Raw genomic sequence first — 16,182 nt, 5'->3', positions numbered from 1 at the left:
GGGGGGGGTCATCAGCCATCCAATGGAGACGGGCGTTCCCTTCGCAGGGCGAATGACCGGAAGGGGCAAGGATGCCGGCACCTCGCTGAGGATGTCATCCAACCGCAGGTTGAATGACAGCTCAGCCGCCCCCGTGGCGGTATATGCGCGCTGCGCCAGCCGCTGAGCGAGCCCTGTCAGCCCCACGCGTTGTGCGCGCAGGGCTTTGGACGCTAGTCCCCGCCACCGTGTCATGACCGCCGTCCCATCGTCTTCCGATTCCGGTCGCTCAAAGTCCGGTCACCACCCAGCGGACGTAGTACCGCTCATGACGTAACTTGCGGGAGGCGCGTCCCCATGCGCGGCGAAGTGACCGCGCGGGAGCCTTCCCCTCGCGTCCAAGCCTCCGCACGGAACGCCACATCGTAGAGGCGGGGTAGATATCGGTAGCGAATGCGAGCAACGCGGTGACTTCGGACCGGGATTCAGCACAGTCAGCCCTCGCTGCGGCGAATCGGACCGCATCCCGGCTGAGTGCTCTGCGCGCGGACGCGAGGAGCGCAGGCGCGCCATTTACCGTGGAATACCGCAGCGCGGCCTCGAACGCAGCCAGACGCGCGCGAAGGTCGACGAGAGCGCCGGCACCAGCCGTCTCGCTCATGCTCGCGGCATGCTCACGATGCAGCGCCTGATCGGCGCCGCCGATGTAGCCAACGTCGTGCGCACTCGCCACCCTCAGCGAAATCTCCATGTCCGGCGCGTAGGGGACCTCCGGGTCCATGGGGCCGAGCTCTCGGAGCACGCGGGAGCGGAGCACCATCTCTGGGTTAGTGATCGCGCTGACCCCAAGCCGGCAACGTTCGGCCAGCCAGTCCCGCCCGGACCAGACAATCCAACGCACGGCTGCCTGCCTGGCAACGGGCGGCTCCGCACCCGCAAAGTGTCGCGGGTGCCCGTAGACGATGCCGACCGACGAGTGCGCCTGAAAGAGCGACACCGCACGGCCCAGCGCCCCCGGTGTCAGGAGGTCGTCCGCATCGAGTTTGACGACGAACTCCCCTCGCGAGACTTGCCACCCTGCGTTGAAGGACCGCACGTGACCGGAGTTGGAAGTATTGGCGACGAGCCTCACTTCGGGATGCTCGCGCGCGAGGCGCTCGGCGACCTCTCTGCTGTCGTCGGTGGAGCAGTCATCGACGATGATGATCTCGACGTCGACACTCGGCTGCGCCAAGGCACTCTTCACCGCGTCTGGTAAGAAGCGGCCATAGTTGAAGCAGGGAATCACCACGGTCACCGACGCAGCGCTTGACGGAGCGAGTGGAACGGCCCCACGCGCTGAGAGCCGCTTCACACGTGCCGGACTCAATGCGCTGAGCACGCGCAGTATGCGGCCGTCGAGCGCGCGCTCTTCTTCGTAGGCGCGCCACCGCGCCTCGAGAACACGACGTCCAGGTTTCATTTCATCAGCTCCCCTGAAGGCACCGATCTCTCTGGGCGAACTAATGCGAGCCGACGCCGGAGCCAGGGCAGCATCAGTACCACGTACGCGATCGACGCCCAGGCTCCGCCTACCAGCAGTGCGACGAGCGCGTCATCGATGAGGAGCACGGCGGCTATAGCCCCGGCGACCGCAGGTAGCACCGCAACCGTCGGCCACCACGCTCCGCGCAAGATTCCGCCCACGCTGATCCCGGACCGCAAAAGCACGACGATGTACGCAGGAAAAATCACGAGCACGGCGACCGCAACGTGCGCCCACCCCGCACCGACGATTCCATAGGCGGACGTCGCATAGAGCATCGCCGCGACTAGGACCACGAGCGAGATGATTTGAATCCAAAGGACCGGCCGCGAGCGGCCCCTGGCATAGAGATAACCCGCGAAGACGTCGAAGACCACCCGGAGACTGCCGTACACCCCGAGTGCTGCCAGGACGGGCGCTGCGGGCAGCCATCGTGCACCGTATAGCACCTCGATGAGCGGGGCGCTCAGGACCGCGAGCAGCGCTCCGGCCGGGAGTGCACCGGCCCACGCGATCGCGGTGACCGATTCAAGTGCGCCCGGGCCGTTGCTCGCGCGCGCGAAGTAGGGGAGCGAGATCGCGCGGACGACCTGCGCCAGTGCAGTCATCGGCCAACTCGAGATGTTAAAAGCCAGCACGTAATATCCCAATGCGACCACCCCGGCAACGCGGGCGAGAACGATGTTATCTACGTTGATCAGCACCCACGAGAGTAGGTTCGCCGCCGCGATCGGAAGACTGAAAACGAGAACCGGCCTAAGGACCCGCCGGTCCCACGCGAATCTCGGTGCGACCCGCGCGAGGGCGAACTGGAGAGTCGTAGCAACGACCTGCGCCGACACGCGCCCGATGGCCAGGCCCATCACCCCAAAGCCGGCGACCACTAGACCGAGCGTCACGACGGTAGACACGAGGAAGTCCGCCACGGCGATCACGAACAGTTCTCGCTGTTGGAATCGGCGGAGCAGCATCGCGTAGGGGACCACACCAAGGCCACCCAATAGGAGGGTCACCCCAAGTACGGCGATGGCAGGAGCGGCATCCGGCCCGCCCAACAGATCGGCGAGGACTCCGCTGCCAAGGATGCAGATGAACGCGAGCGCACCCCCGCTCACGAGACCCAGCGTTGCGACCGTCGGAGCAAATCTGTCGGGTTCGTCGGCCCGGATGAGCTGCGCAGACAGACCCAGATCGGCGACGGCCATCAGAACGCCCTGTACGGCCAGGGCGATCGCGAACACCCCGAACTGCTCCGGGGCGAGGAGGCGGGCAAGGACAATACCGACGACTAGACCGCTCAATCGCAGCACGATTGTGGACAGGCCACTCCACGCTGCCGCGCGTGTCGCCTGGGCACGGAGCGTCGCGCGGTGTGGTTTCGTGGTCTCCGACATGGTCACAGTCCGACCAGATCCGTGCGACGGGAACGAATCTTCCATCGTGCATGTTCCGCAGCCCGAATTGCGCTGGCAGGCCAACGACCCGGCGATGACGCCCACGTCCACGTTGGAGAACCGAGCACATCGGGCGAAGTCGCGCTCGCGAATTCTCGAAGTGCGACGACGGTGCTGTCGGGTGCCCCCTCAGCGCCCAAGAGAGCCGCCCGCAGCAGGGCCTCACGCGCAACTGAGGCCAGGGCGCGCACCCGCATGCATTGGCCGTCTTTCACGGACGATCCTTCCCCAGCGAAGAAGCGGAGGAACACGTCACGTACCTGCTCCATGTCGTCCAGCACGCCGGTGAACTGGGTAGTGTGCATGTTCTCGCCATGAATCCGGTAATACGCTTGGCGCGGCCCCCCGACGAATCCCACGTCCGACCGCGCCGCTGCCTGCAGCCACATGAGCATGTCCGCGGCGTGCGGTAGTTCCTGGTCGTAACCACCAATGTCGGCGTACACAGACGCCCGCATGACGACTTCGGGATTGGCGATCATGTTCCGACCGCGGCGACAGATATGCGCAAGCCATTGCTCACCGTCCCAGATTTGCCACCACTGCGGCACGGAGCCGAACTCCGGCATCGCGTCCTCGAACGCGGCGATCCTGCCATACACGAGTCCGACGCTTGGATTCGATTCGAGCAGCGCAACCGAACGCGACAGTGAGCCCGGGGCAAGCACATCATCGGCCGAGAGCAGGACCAGATACTCGCCCGTCGCACGCGACAGCCCGTCGTTGTAGGTCCGGATGTGGCGCAGATTGTGCTCATGCTCGACGAGCGTCACGCGCGCGAACCGTTGGGCGAGTTCCCGGGCGACGGAGGCACTCCCGTCTGTGGACGCGTCGTCGACGATGATCACGTGGACATCTATCCCGGGCTGCGCCAAGGCGGATTCGACAGCGTCGGCAAGGAACGGCCCGTAGTTGTAGTGAGGCACGACAACGGACACACGCGGGCGTCGCGAGAGCGGACGAGGACGCTGGAATCTCATGATGACCTCCGCGTTATCGCGTGGTGCACCGCGCCAGCAACGCCGGACTGCTGCTGCGCCGTCAGATGCGGGAACATCGGCAACGAGAGGATGCGGTCGGCGGCAGCCTCTGCGACCGGGAACTGACCTCGGCGTCCGCCCAGATGCGCATACGCCTCGGTCAGGTGCACCGGTGTCGGGTAGTGGATGCCGGTGCCGATGCCCGCAGCGCCGAGGTCCGCCAGGACACGGTCACGGTCGTCGACGCGCACGACGTACAGGTGCCAGACATCGGTGTTGCCCGGCCTCACCGAGGGAAGTCGCAGTCCGTCGAGTGCTCCCAGCAAACCTGCGTAGCGCTCCGCGGCCGCGCGTCGGGCGGCGTTCCAGTCCTCGAGCCTGCGCAGCTTCGCCCGCAGCATGGTGGCCTGCACGGCATCCAGTCTGGCGTTGACCCCGATGTGGTCGTGCACGTACTTCACCGAGCTACCGTGAGCACCGAGATTACGGACGAGCGCGGCGATGCCGTCATCGTCGGTCATCACGGCGCCGGCGTCACCGGCGGCGCCCAAGTTCTTGCCGGGGTAGAAGCTCGTCGCCGCGACGTGTCCGAGCGCACCGGCCCGGCCGGACGGGCCCGACGCGCCCTGCGACTGCGCGGCATCCTCGATCACTGCCAGGTCGTGTCGGCGTGCGAGGGCCGTGATCAGCCCCATCGGGGCCGTCTGCCCGAACAGATGCACCGGCGCGATCGCCCGGGTGCACGACGTGATCGCCGCTTCGACGGCATCCGGGTCGATGAGCAGGTAGTCGTCGTCGACGTCGACGAACACCGGAACCGCGCCGATGCGCGACGCCGCCTCGGCCGTGGCGATGAACGTGTTCGCCGGCATGATGATCTCATCGCCCGGCTGGATGCCGATGGCTCGGTATGCCAGCTCGAGCGCATCCGTACCGTTGGACACCCCGACGACGTGTCGCACACCGATGTAGTCGGCGTACTCCCGCTCGAACGCCGCGACCTCAGGCCCGCCGACGAACGACGCGGACTCGAGCTGCGCCTGCCAGACCGGCAGCACCTCCGCGGCGACTTCCGCCTGCTGCGCGGCGAGGTCGATGAACGGCACGGCGGCGGTTATCTCGGCCGCTCGGCGGGGCCGAGCGCTCGCAGCCGTCCACAGATCTGCTGTCGTCATGGCTGTCATCCTTCGTTGAGAGCGAGAAGCGTGAGGTGGGAGAGCCCGAGCGTTGCCCGGACTGTGCGGATGACATCGCTCGCCCTGGCGGACTCGCCGCCGACGCGAACGGTGTCGATGCGCAGGATGCCATCGCCGGTGAGGACATCGACGGACCCCTCGGATCGGGAGACATTGACCACCCGGCCCGGGATCCGGCCGACGAACCGCGGAGGATCAACCACAGGCGCCGCCCAATCGATCCCAATCCGCGTGCGGCCCAGATAGCTGAAGGCGCCGGGGAACGGGTCGGTCAGGGCACGGATCAGGCGATCGATGCTCACGGTGCTCTGCGACCAATCGATCAGCCCGTCCTCCGGGTTTCTGCCGCAGCAATAGGTCGCAGCGGTCTCGTCCTGCGCGTCGCCCAGTTCGCCCCGCCATCGGCGATGCACCGCCCCCGCGAGCATGGTCTCCTGCAGCGCGTTCAGCTGCGCATAGACGTGGGTCACGGTATCGCGGGGCCCGATCGGCACTCGCCGCTGCGCGAGCACCGGCCCGGCGTCCAACCCGGGTACGACGCTGTGAACAGTGATCGCCGCTTCGTCCTCGCCGTTGATGATCGCCCAGTTGACGTTGGCCCGCCCCCGATACGCGGGAAGCGGCGAGTAGTGCACATTGACGTACGGCCGACCCTCGAGTGCAGATCGCTGCACGATCCGCGAATAGGACGACATCACCACAAGGTCAGCCCCGACGCGCTCGAGGAACGGTTCGAGTTCCCCGACGTGTGCTGCGCTCGCCGTTTCGCAACCGTTGGCACGGGCCAGGGCAAGAACCGGATCGGCGCCGGCGTCGGTCGGTCCGACGTTGCGCACTACACCGACCACCGGGAAGTTCTCGACCAGCCCGCGGAACGCGGACTCCCCCGTCGGCCCATCGCCGATGAGCACGACGCGCGGCAGGCTAGGCGAGCTCATCGATGTACTCCCGCTCCGCGAGGGTCAGCGACGATGGCTCTCGCAAGAGCAGCTCGCCCACCTTGAGCCCCCCGGCCTGAAGCCGAACCACCGCGTCGGGGCCGACACGCGACGGCAAGACGGCCATATGTCCGATGGCCGGTCGTGCTTTTGGCCACGCCGCGACACCCTCAGGCTCGAAGTCGCCCCAATACCGCACGAGGACGATATCGGCCGCACCCGCCGAGATGAGGGCTTGCTCTTGCGCCGTGAGCACCGAGCCTGCGTTGGGCGTGCGCGCGACAAGGATCGCGGCCGGGCTGGTCGCCAACAGCTTCTCTACATCTCCGCTGCTATCCACAGTGGCACCGGCGGCCTGAAGCCCCGACACGAGATAGGGCAGGAACGGGTTGTCGCAGAGCACTCCGATCCGCGAGCCGTAGGCAGGGATCCCTGCGTCTGCGAGCTGTACGACCGCCATCAGGCCGAGATAGGAGAACACATCGATGTGCGGATGGCGCTCATTGGTACCCGCAACCCGGACGCCGCGCCGAACCAGACCATCCAGGTCGACGTCGATGCGACCGGCCTGAATCTCCCAGGTCTCGAACATCAGGCTGAGCGCGGACGCAGGTCGCATAGCGTCCGCGCAGTCGCCGGTGATCGGCCGCAGGTGTCCGCTGTTCGTGGTCACGTCTGCCCAGGCGAAGTCCGCGGGCTGGCGTTCGGTGCGGATCGAGATGCGCCCAGCCACCCCGAGCGCCTCCGCGAGGCGGAGTGTCCCATGAGCTGCCTCGTCGCTCGTGCCGTGCCGTGAGGATTTTGCGACCGAGCGCACTTCAGCCCCGGCGAGCGCAGCGAGCACCGGTGTCACTGCATACGCCCCCGTGGCCGCCTCGGTCAGAACGTGAGCACCGGACAGGTCCAGCGACATCCGTGCCACGCTCTCCGTGACGAGTCGAGCGAGTCGGGCGGTGCTAAAACCGGGAGGCATGCTCATGCGGGGATCCCGACGGGCGCGCGCAGCACCGAGATCACGCGTTCCTGATCCGCGGCACTCAGGGTGTGAAACAGCGGCAGGATCAGCGTGCGGTCGGTGAGGCGTTCGGTCACCGGGAGGCCGCCGGGCGGAACCAGATTGCGGTACGGGACCTGGCGATGTGCGGCCATGATGCCGCGCCGAGCGGAGATATCGGCTTCGGCGAGCGCGACGAGCAGGCCGTCCCGGTCCGTCGGATACTCGTCGAGCACCTCGACCCAGAAGGATTGCACGTTGCCCGTCCCGTACTCCGGATCTGCGACGGCACGCAGGCCCGGGATCTCGCGCAGCGCGGTGCGGTAGTGCGTCGCCAGCTCACGACGTCGACGGACGATGTGCGGCAATCGCCGCAGCTGCACGAGCCCGACTGCCGCCTGCATGTCGGTCATGCGGAAGTTGTAGCCGACCTCGGTGTACTCCTCCGCCGGCGGCAGCACCGAGTCGTGACGGTCTGCTGCCGAGACGCTCATCGCGTGCTCGCGCAGCCGCCGGGCACGCTTGGCCCAGTCCCCGCGGGTCGTGGTGATCATGCCCCCCTCGCCGGTGGTCAGGAGCTTGCGTGGGTGGAACGACCACGCCGCGATCTCGGCGCCGGCGCCCACGGGACGCCCTTTATAGGTGGAACCGGCAGCACAAGCGGCATCCTCGATCACGATGATCCCGAGCGGGTCGGTCGCCTCCCGCACGTCGTCGAGATCGACGGGGACTCCACCCTGGTCCACAACGATGACCGCTTTGGTCGCCGACGTGATCGCCAGCCGAACCGTCTCACCACTGACGTTTCCGGTGATCGGATCGACGTCCGCGAAAATGGGATTGGCGCCCACGTACCGCACGGCGTTCGTCGTCGCGATGAACGAGAACGACGGAAGCACGACATCGTCACCGGGTCCGATGCCGGCGACGATCAGGGCGAGGTGCAGCGCGGTAGTGCAGCTGGTCGTCGCCACCGCATAGGGCACGCCCACGGCTTCGGCGAATTCCTTCTCGAACTGCGCAACCCGTGGCCCCTGCGCCACCCAGCCGCTAGCGATCACTTCGGCGACGGCGTCGGCCTCTTCCTGGCCGAGCCACGGCACCATGACGTTGATGCGTTCGCGCATCAGACCGTCACCACCCGTCCTGCTGAGATCTCCTCACGCAACGGCGCCCACCAGTCCACGAGCAGCCGCAGTCCCTCCTCGACGCCGATGCTGGCCTCGAAGCCGAGGTCGCGTCGGGCGGCGGTGGTGTCGGCGAGACGCCGGACGACGCCGTTGACGGCGCGCTCCGGCCCATGCTCGATGCCGAGTCCCTCGGCTCCCATCACCCGCAGCAGCGCCTGGGCGAGCCCGAGCAGGCTCGTCTCGGTGCCGCTGGCGATGTTGTAGGTGCCTTCGACGATGTCGCTCTGCGCGGCCAGCACGTTCGCCCGCGCGATGTCGGGCACGCACACGAAGTCCATCGTCTGCGCCCCGTCGCCGAAGATGAGCGGCGGCCGGCCGTCGGCGATGCGCTCCATCCAGCGCACGAGCACCTCGGTGTACAGGCCGTGGACATCCATGCGCGGGCCGTACACGTTGAAGTAGCGCAGCAGCACGTAGTCCAGCCCCTGCATCGCTCGGAAGCTGCGGACGAGGCCCTCGTTGAACGTCTTCGCCGCCCCATAGAGGGTGTCGTTGTTCTCGTGGTGGTGACGTTCGTCGGTCGGGAAGGTCTCCGCCATCCCGTACACCGAGGCGCTGGATGCCGCGATCAGTTTCTTCACGCGGTGCCGCGCCGCCGATTCGACGACGTTGAACGTACCGTCGACGAGCACCTCCAGCGCCAGGCGGGGTTCCTCCGCGCACTGCGTGATGCGGATCGCCGCCTGGTGGAAGACGACGTCCTTGTCGGCAGTGAGGTCGTCGACCAGACGTGCGTCGCGGATGTCCCCCTCGATGAGGCTCACCCGACCGGTGGCGAGGGCGTCGTCCAGGTTCGCCAGCCGCCCTCGCACGAGGTTGTCGAGCACGTCGACGTGTGCGACGTCGGCTGCCAGCAGTTCGTCCACGAGAGTCGAGCCGATTGTTCCGGCACCACCGGTGACCAGAACACGGGTTCCTTCCAGACGGGTCATGCCGCCACCTCCTCAAGATCGGTCACGATGGGCCGGGGCGCGCCGGCTGCGGCAAGGCTGGATGTGGCCGCTTCGAGCACCGACAGCACCCGCAAGCCCGCGTTCCCGCTGGTGCGGGCGGGGCGACCCTCACGGATCGCGGCGGCCAGTTCGGAGACGACCCCGCCGAGCGCTTCGCGTTCGGGCAGCGCCGGCGCCCAGGTGTCGCCGAGCCGGTAGGAGATGTTCGCTGCGCGGGTGTCTGCCGAAGTGACTTTCGAGACGGCGTCGATGTCGACGCCGCGGTCGTAGACGCTCAGTCGCTGCTGCGGGTTCAGATCGTCCCAGACCAGCGTGCGCTTCGTGCCTCCGATCACCATCTGGCGGATCTTGGTCGGGCTTAGCCAGTTGACGTGCACGTGCGCCATGGCGCCGCATTCCAGCGGCATCGCGAGGTAGCCGACGCACGACCTTCCGGTGCGTAGCGGGTCCGAGCCGTGGGCGGAGACCGATGTCGCGGCGAGCCCGCCGGGCAGCACGAAGTCCATGATCGACAGGTCGTGCGGGGCGAGGTCCCAGAAGACGTCGACGTCGGGCTGGATGAGTCCGAGGTTGATGCGCACGCTGTCCACGAACAGGATGTCGCCGAGAGCCCCCTCGGCCACGAGCTCACGGATCTTCAGCACCGCGGGGGTGTAGCAGTAGGTGTGATCGGCCATGAGAACCAGGCCGCGCTCCTCGGCGACGCGCACCATCTCGGCACCGCGCTCGCGCGTGTCGGCGAGCGGCTTTTCCACCATCACGTGCTTGCCCGCCGCCAGCGCTGCCAACACGATCGCGTGGTGCGTGCGCGCCGGGGTCGCGATCGCGACCGCGTCCACGATCGGATCCCGCAGCAGCTCGACGAGGTCCGACGTGATCGGCACCCCCCCGACGCTGTCGGCGACGCCGCGCGCCCGGTCCTCATCGAGGTCGCAGATGGCGACCAGATTCCAGTCCCCACTCGCACGGAAATTGCGCGCGAGGTTCGGCCCCCAATAGCCGGCGCCGATGACGGCGACGTTCAACCGTTCAGTCACGGTTCCCCCAGATTCCCCAATATTGTGTGTTCCCCAGTTGCGCGGCTGCGGCCGCTAACCGGATGCGACGAAGGTGACGTCGACCCAGTAGTCGTGCGCCGAGAGGGGGGTGATGTCGGCGCCGCAGGGGCTCGCCGCTTCGGCGCGCGGCGACGGCTGCATCGCGACCAGCGCGGCGCCGAGCGCCGCGGCGATCACGACCATCGTGACCAGCCGCTGCGCGCGCCCAGCGGCTGCCGTCGGCAATGCCGCAGCGGTCCCCAGATTCCCCATGCTCTTCCCCAGTCGCCTGCAGCACGAGCGAGCACTGCAAGCCATAACCCGGCACGACGACGAGCATTCTCATCGACGTCGTGTCTGCGCCTCCCCGGCGCGGACACAACCGGTATCCCCGCGGGCAGTGTATCCACAACCGTCGATCGCGCACAATACAATCCGGAGCACGGTTTTCCGCGGCCAGCGCCCGCCGATCCCGCCCCATCCGAGAGGAACACCATGACCTCCACCGCCGACGCACCCGTCGTGCAGCCGTCTGCCGACATCGACGAAGGTGTGGTGCTGGGAGCCCGCACTCGGGTGTGGCACCTGGCGCAGGTCCGCGCGGGCGCCCGGCTGGGGGCCGACTGCAACATCGGCCGCGGCGCGTACATCGGCCCGGGCGTCGTGCTCGGCGACGCCTGCAAAGTGCAGAATTACGCGCTGGTGTATGAGCCCGCGGTCGTCGGCGACGGGGTCTTCATCGGGCCCGCCGTCGTCTTCACCAACGACGAATTCCCGCGTGCGGCCAATCCCGACGGGTCACTCAAGAACGCCGACGACTGGAACGCGGTGGGGGTGACCGTCGAACAGGGCGCGTCGATCGGAGCACGGTCGGTGTGCATCGCGCCGGTGACCATCGGCGCGTGGGCGCTGGTGGCGGCAGGCGCTGTGGTCACGAAGGACGTGCCGGCGCATGCGCTGGTCGCCGGGGTGCCTGCCCGGCGGATCGGCTGGGTCAGCCGAGTGGGACGGCCGCTCGTGGCCGACGGGGACGAGTGGGTGTGCCCTGATTCCGGCGAGCGCTACACCGCCGATGGCGAGTCGCTGCGGCTGCTCGCGTAGCGGCATCCGCGCGCTGCGGCATCCACCCGCCCGCGCCACTCACAGCTTGCGCAGCAGCACCCGCTCCACGGCGTGGTCGGCACCCTTGTGCAGCACCAGCGTGCCGCGGTGCTTGGTCGGCTCGACGTTCTCCCGCAGGTTCGGCAGGTTGATGTCGTTCCAGAACCCCAGGGCGCGGGTGACGGCCTCGTCGTCGGCGATGTCGGCGAACCGGTTGAAGAACGAGTTCGGGTTGGCGAACGCCGCGCGCCGCAGGGCGAGGAACCGGTCGACGAACCACTGCGTGATGTGGTCGGCGTCGGCATCGATGTAGATAGAGAAGTCGAACAGGTCGCTGACGGCGACGTCGTTGGGTGACGGCGGCGGCTGCAGCACATTGAGCCCCTCGACGATCACGACATCGGGACGGCGCACCGTGACGTGCGCGTCGGGGATGATGTCATACCGCATGTGCGAATAGAAGGGCGCGCGCACCTCGGCGGCACCGCTTTTCACCTCGGTGAGGAACGCCACGAGCGCGCGGCGGTCGTACGACTCCGGGAAGCCCTTGCGGTGCATGATGCCGCGGCGCTCGAGTTCGGCATTGGGGTAGAGGAACCCGTCGGTGGTGATCAGCTCGACGCGTGGGGTGCCGGGCCACCGACTCATGAGTTCCCGCAGCAGGCGCGCGATCGTGGATTTGCCGACCGCGACGGAACCGGCCACTCCCACGACGAAGGGCGTCGTGGTGTCGGACTCCCCCAGGAACGCGCTCTCTTCGGCACCGAGGCGCTTGGTGTTCTCGGCGTACAGCGACAGCAGGCGGCTGAGCGGCAGGTACACCTCCCGCACCTCGTCCATGTCGAGCCGGTCGCCGATGCCGCGCAGCTGCACGACCTCGGTCTCGGACAGCGGGTTCGGCATGCCGCGCGCCAGGCGCGCCCAGTCGGCACGGTCGATCTCGCGGTAGAGCTCGCGCGCGAGGGGCTCGGGCGCAGCGTCTTCGCTCACAGCAGTGGTCTCGGCCATCGCGCCCATCGTATCCGGGCGCACCGCGGCATCCGCGCAGCCGCCCGCGCCGCGTGAGAAACCACTTCTCGGTCGAGACACCACGCGTCGCGTGGTTTCTGATCCGGAAAGTGGTTTCTCACAGGTGGGGCCGGCCCGCCCCGCCCGGGCGGGGCGCGGCGGGGCGGGGCGGCGCGACCGGGTGGCCGGCCTCGGCGGCTCACACCGAGTCACGCGCCGGAAACACCGGCGAGCGCGATACGCAACACCGCGGGCGTAGCCTCCCGCCGGGAGGGCACATGAGCGCACTGAGCGACGCGATCTCCCGGCGGCAGCCGGCGGCGAGCCTGTCGGCCCGGTCGCCGCTGCACGGGCTGCGCCGGGGGTCGGTCCGCACAGTCGACCTCGTCGCACAATCGGTGGCGGCCGTGGCTCCGGCGGGCGTGCTGCTCACCCACTCCGGCGGCCTGGTCGGCCACCTGGGTTCGTTCTCGTTCGTGGCGCTCTTGCTGACTGCCGCGGTGGTGGTGCTCGTGGCGCTGACGATGTCGGTGTTCGCGCGGCGCATCTCGGCCGCGGGCGGCATCTACACCTTCGTCGCCCGCGGCCTCGGCCCGATCGTGGGGATCGCCGCCGGCGCCGCCATCGCCCTGGGGTACGCGAGTGTCGCCATCGACACGCTGCGCAGCGGCGTGCGCCGACTGGGCGGCCTCATCACCGCAGGGAACGGGGAGGATGCCGCGACCACCGTCCTGCTTGCGCTCGGTTGCACGGCGATCATCGTCGTGGTCATCGTGTGCGGCGCCCGCGCGTCCACGCGCGTGATGCTCGTGATCGAGTCGGTCGCGGTGGCGGCGATCGTGGCGGTGACGGCCGTCGTCTTTGCCGGCACCGGGTGGGACCTCGCCCCGTTGGTGCCCGATCCCGGCGCGATGCCGTCGCCATCGGCACTGGCCGGCGGCATCGGGGTCGCCCTGGTGTCCTTCGTCGGCTTCGAAAGCGGCGCCACACTCGGTCCCGAGAGTCGGCGCCCACTGGCCAGCGTCCCCCGAGCCCTGGTGTGGACGGCCGTCGCCGTCGCGATCGTGTACCTGTTCGGCACCGGCGCCCAGCTGTCAGCCGCGGCCAGCGGCAGCGCAGGGCGCACCTCGGCGCTGGTGCCCGCGTCGGTGCTCGAGTCGGCACCGTGGACGGCGACGCTCATCGACGCCGTCATCGCGGCATCCTGGCTCGTCTGCACCCTCGCCTGCACGAACGCCCTCGTCCGGCTCGTCTTCACGATGGCGCGCGAGGGGATCCTGCCGGCCTGGCTCGGCCGCACCTCGCAACGCTTCGCGACGCCGCATCGCGCTGCGCTCACCGTCGGCGGCGTGGTCGCCACCGGGACCATCCTGCAGGCGTGGGCCGGCCACGGCTCACTGCTGGACGCCACGATCGCACTGGCCACACCGGTGGGGTTCCTCATCGCCTACCTGCTGGTGTGCGCGGCCGCGGTGCCCTATCTGCTGCGGGTGGGCGAGTTCACCCTGCGGGAGTCGTGGCCGGCGATCGTCGGTACCGTCGCGCTGGGAGCCGTCGCCGTGACCGAAGTGATGGGGGTGGTCGGGCTCGACCGCGCCGCGCTGGCGATCATCGCCGTGGTCCTCGCGATGGCGGTGCTCGGCCACGTCGTGCGGTTCCGTGCCGGCCGCACGTCGACGTCGCACTCCGGCGCCTACGACACTCCGGTCGCGGCGGACGCCCTGGCGACGCCCGGCGACGGGCTGCCGCGGCCGTGAGCGGGCCATCGGGTCTGCGCAGCGGTGTCGGACAGGCACTCGCGGTGCTGGAAGAGGTCGCCCGGGCCGGTCCCTCGCTGTCCGCGAACGGCATCGCCCGCATCCTCGGCATGCCGCGGGCCAGCGCCTACCGCCTGATCAACGCCCTGGTCAGCGAGGAGTATCTGCTGCGCCACCCGACCCTCGACGGATTCCTGCTGGGGGTGCGCGTGGTCGAACTGGCACACCTCGTCGCCCCGACACAGCCCGTCGTCGCCCCCGACATCATCGGGCAACTGCGGATGCAGACGGGCGAAGCCGTGCATTTCGTGCGCTACCAGCGCGGCCGCGTCGTCGTCGTCGACGAGGACCCGATGCGTCCGCTGCTGTCGGTGAACCGCACCCGGCGCCAGCTCGGCTCGACCGCGATCGGACGCCTGCTGCTGGCCGGCTTCGCCCCGCCGCTGACCGCCCACCCCGATCGCGAGGCCGTCGCGGAGGTGATCAGCACCGCCCGGTCGTCAGGGATCACTGCTGCCGAGCACCGCCGCATCGCCGCGGAGGTCACCGAACACGACTTCGCGGCCTACGCCGAGCCCGACGGCCAAGGCCGTGCATGCATCGCCGTGCCGGTGCGTTCCGGCGACGGCCGGCTGGTGGGCGGGGTCGCGCTGTCCACGGCCGACGGCGACCTCGATGCCGCCGCCCGTCACCTTTCCCGCGTGCGCGACAGCGCCGCACTGCTCGTGCTGGCGGCACAGGACGCCGGACGGGGCGGCAGCGGCGACCTCGCTCAGGGGATGTCGAGCGTGAACTGAAGGGTGCCGACGATCGCAGGCACCGGCACGGTCCCGAGGTAGCGGGAGTCGATGGATGCCGCGCGGTTGTCGCCCAGCACGAACACGGCATCGGCGGGGACGGTCACGTCGAACGCGAGGATGCTGGCCAGCGCGTCCGGGTCGGCCAGATAGGGCTCGTCCAGCGGCACCCCGTCGACCGTCACCCGTCCCGCGGCGTCGCAGCAGACCACCCGCTCCCCCGGCAGCCCGACCACGCGCTTCACGAACGTCGGCGACACCTCGTCCGTGCCGGTGAGCCGGGCCACGCGACCGGCCCACTCCCCCGGATCGGTGAACACCACGATGGCGGAGCGCGCCGGCGTGCTGCCGTCGGTGCGGCCTGCCACCACGACATCCCCGACCGGCACGGCGGGTGCCATCGACGCGGACTCCACGCGGAAGACCGTGACGTGCGACCCTGCGGCGAGCGCGGCGCCAAGCACCACCGCCACGATGCCGGCGATGCTCACCTGCTGCCACACCTTCATGTCACAGCAGCCCCAGCCTCGCGGTCATCGCCTCGATCTCGCGTTGCTGCTCGGCAGCGATGTGCTTGGACAGCGCCCGGATGAAGCTGTTATCGCCGCCGGCGATCGCGGTGCGCGCCATCTGGATCGCGCCCTCGTGGTGGGCGATCATCAGCGCGAGGAACGCCTTCTCCGCCGGGGCGCCTTCCTGCCCGTCGAAGGCGGCGATCTGCTCCGCGGTGGCCATGCCCGACATCGTGCCGGTGTGACCGTGGTCCATGACGCCGATCTCGTGCCAGGCATCCAACCAGCCCTGCATCTGCTCGATCTCGGCAGCCTGGTCGCGCTCGATGTAAGCGGCCAACGCCGTCGATGTCTCGTCAATGCCGGGGGTCGCCGCGAGGATGCGGGACAGGTCGATCGCCTGCTGGTGGTGCGGGATCATCATCGCCGCGAACGCCATGTCGGCTTCGTTCGGCAGGTCGTCGCCGGAGTCGTCCCGCGGTGCCGCGTCGACGGAGCCGGACGCCGGGGCCGCACCCGCGGCGGCGGAAGCCCCGGCGGATTGCGCGGCGCTGGGGGGCACCAGCTGCACGCCGACGGCGACGGCACCGCCCAGCAGCAGCACCGCGAGCGAGACGGCGGCGGCGAGCGGTCGACGCATGAAGGCTCCTCGGCGGGAAGACGAAGGTGGCGGTCCGGCCCGCGGAGGGCCGGACCGCCGTGGGGGTCAGGAGGCGGACACCGCCTGCGGGTGGCGCCGCCGCGGGGTCCGCAACGCAGCC

The 16,182-nt window shown here is 69.1% G+C and carries 16 protein-coding genes; 3 read left to right on the top strand and 13 right to left on the bottom strand.

What is annotated here, in order from left to right; genetic code table 11:
• Window positions 1–268 precede the first annotated feature (268 nt).
• The 10 genes from NQ151_RS12320 to NQ151_RS12275 all read right to left on the bottom strand — a co-directional run bounded on the left by NQ151_RS12320 (window position 269) and on the right by NQ151_RS12275 (window position 10,519).
• On the bottom strand, window positions 269–1,276 hold the full coding sequence (locus tag NQ151_RS12320; protein WP_257528262.1) for a glycosyltransferase family 2 protein: 1,008 nt from the start codon (window positions 1,274–1,276) through the stop codon (window positions 269–271).
• Between the two features lie 161 nt (window positions 1,277–1,437).
• Window positions 1,438–2,898: an oligosaccharide flippase family protein gene (locus NQ151_RS12315; RefSeq protein ID WP_257528261.1), complete on the bottom strand. Its 1,461-nt coding sequence runs from the start codon at window positions 2,896–2,898 to the stop codon at window positions 1,438–1,440.
• Between the two features lie 2 nt (window positions 2,899–2,900).
• Complete coding sequence (locus NQ151_RS12310) at window positions 2,901–3,938, bottom strand: glycosyltransferase family 2 protein (RefSeq protein ID WP_257528260.1); 1,038 nt, start codon at window positions 3,936–3,938, stop codon at window positions 2,901–2,903.
• Window positions 3,935–5,113 (bottom strand): DegT/DnrJ/EryC1/StrS family aminotransferase, encoded by a 1,179-nt coding sequence (locus tag NQ151_RS12305; protein WP_257528259.1) that lies wholly within the window; start codon window positions 5,111–5,113, stop codon window positions 3,935–3,937. Before NQ151_RS12305 ends, NQ151_RS12310 begins: the two co-directional genes overlap by 4 nt.
• 5 nt (window positions 5,114–5,118) lie before the next feature.
• Window positions 5,119–6,045, bottom strand: coding sequence for a methionyl-tRNA formyltransferase (locus NQ151_RS12300; RefSeq protein WP_257528258.1), 927 nt, complete (start codon window positions 6,043–6,045; stop codon window positions 5,119–5,121).
• Between the two features lie 13 nt (window positions 6,046–6,058).
• Window positions 6,059–6,985 carry a hypothetical protein gene (locus tag NQ151_RS12295; RefSeq protein ID WP_257528257.1) on the bottom strand — a complete coding sequence of 309 codons (927 nt, stop codon included), beginning with the start codon at window positions 6,983–6,985 and terminating at the stop codon, window positions 6,059–6,061.
• A gap of 62 nt (window positions 6,986–7,047) precedes the next feature.
• Window positions 7,048–8,193, bottom strand: coding sequence for a DegT/DnrJ/EryC1/StrS family aminotransferase (locus NQ151_RS12290; RefSeq protein ID WP_257528256.1), 1,146 nt, complete (start codon window positions 8,191–8,193; stop codon window positions 7,048–7,050).
• Complete coding sequence (locus NQ151_RS12285) at window positions 8,193–9,188, bottom strand: NAD-dependent epimerase/dehydratase family protein (RefSeq protein ID WP_257528255.1); 996 nt, start codon at window positions 9,186–9,188, stop codon at window positions 8,193–8,195. Before NQ151_RS12285 ends, NQ151_RS12290 begins: the two co-directional genes overlap by 1 nt.
• On the bottom strand, window positions 9,185–10,246 hold the full coding sequence (locus tag NQ151_RS12280) for a Gfo/Idh/MocA family protein (protein WP_257528254.1): 1,062 nt from the start codon (window positions 10,244–10,246) through the stop codon (window positions 9,185–9,187). The genes NQ151_RS12285 and NQ151_RS12280 overlap by 4 nt, the downstream gene beginning before the upstream one ends.
• Window positions 10,247–10,300: 54 nt before the next feature.
• Entirely contained in the window at window positions 10,301–10,519 is a 219-nt protein-coding gene (locus tag NQ151_RS12275) for a hypothetical protein (protein ID WP_257528253.1), read from the bottom strand.
• 222 nt (window positions 10,520–10,741) lie between these two features.
• Here NQ151_RS12275 and NQ151_RS12270 point away from each other — a divergent pair, with 222 nt between their 5' ends.
• Window positions 10,742–11,347 (top strand): acyltransferase, encoded by a 606-nt coding sequence (locus NQ151_RS12270; RefSeq protein ID WP_257528252.1) that lies wholly within the window; start codon window positions 10,742–10,744, stop codon window positions 11,345–11,347.
• A gap of 39 nt (window positions 11,348–11,386) precedes the next feature.
• Here the strand turns inward: NQ151_RS12270 and coaA are convergent, their stop codons facing one another.
• Window positions 11,387–12,355, bottom strand: coding sequence for a type I pantothenate kinase (gene coaA / locus NQ151_RS12265; protein ID WP_257509143.1), 969 nt, complete (start codon window positions 12,353–12,355; stop codon window positions 11,387–11,389).
• Window positions 12,356–12,633: 278 nt separating this feature from the next.
• On the opposite strand from coaA, the gene NQ151_RS12260 reads away from it, so the two are divergent.
• On the top strand, window positions 12,634–14,112 hold the full coding sequence (locus NQ151_RS12260) for an APC family permease (protein WP_257528251.1): 1,479 nt from the start codon (window positions 12,634–12,636) through the stop codon (window positions 14,110–14,112).
• Entirely contained in the window at window positions 14,109–14,909 is an 801-nt protein-coding gene (locus NQ151_RS12255; protein WP_257509141.1) for an IclR family transcriptional regulator, read from the top strand. Before NQ151_RS12260 ends, NQ151_RS12255 begins: the two co-directional genes overlap by 4 nt.
• On the opposite strand, the gene lepB is transcribed toward NQ151_RS12255, so the two are convergent.
• Together lepB and NQ151_RS12245 are read right to left on the bottom strand one after the other, a co-directional pair.
• Window positions 14,885–15,418: a signal peptidase I gene (gene lepB / locus NQ151_RS12250; RefSeq protein ID WP_257528250.1), complete on the bottom strand. Its 534-nt coding sequence runs from the start codon at window positions 15,416–15,418 to the stop codon at window positions 14,885–14,887. The genes NQ151_RS12255 and lepB overlap by 25 nt on opposite strands.
• 1 nt (window position 15,419) lies before the next feature.
• Window positions 15,420–16,061: a DUF305 domain-containing protein gene (locus NQ151_RS12245; RefSeq protein WP_257528249.1), complete on the bottom strand. Its 642-nt coding sequence runs from the start codon at window positions 16,059–16,061 to the stop codon at window positions 15,420–15,422.
• Between the last annotated feature and the right edge of the window lie 121 nt (window positions 16,062–16,182).

It is taken from the genome of Microbacterium sp. zg-YB36 (assembly GCF_024623575.2).
In the GTDB taxonomy this organism is placed as follows: domain Bacteria; phylum Actinomycetota; class Actinomycetes; order Actinomycetales; family Microbacteriaceae; genus Microbacterium.
The sequence above is the reverse complement of the archived record's forward strand: the minus strand, read 5'-3'. Positions and strand labels throughout refer to the sequence as shown.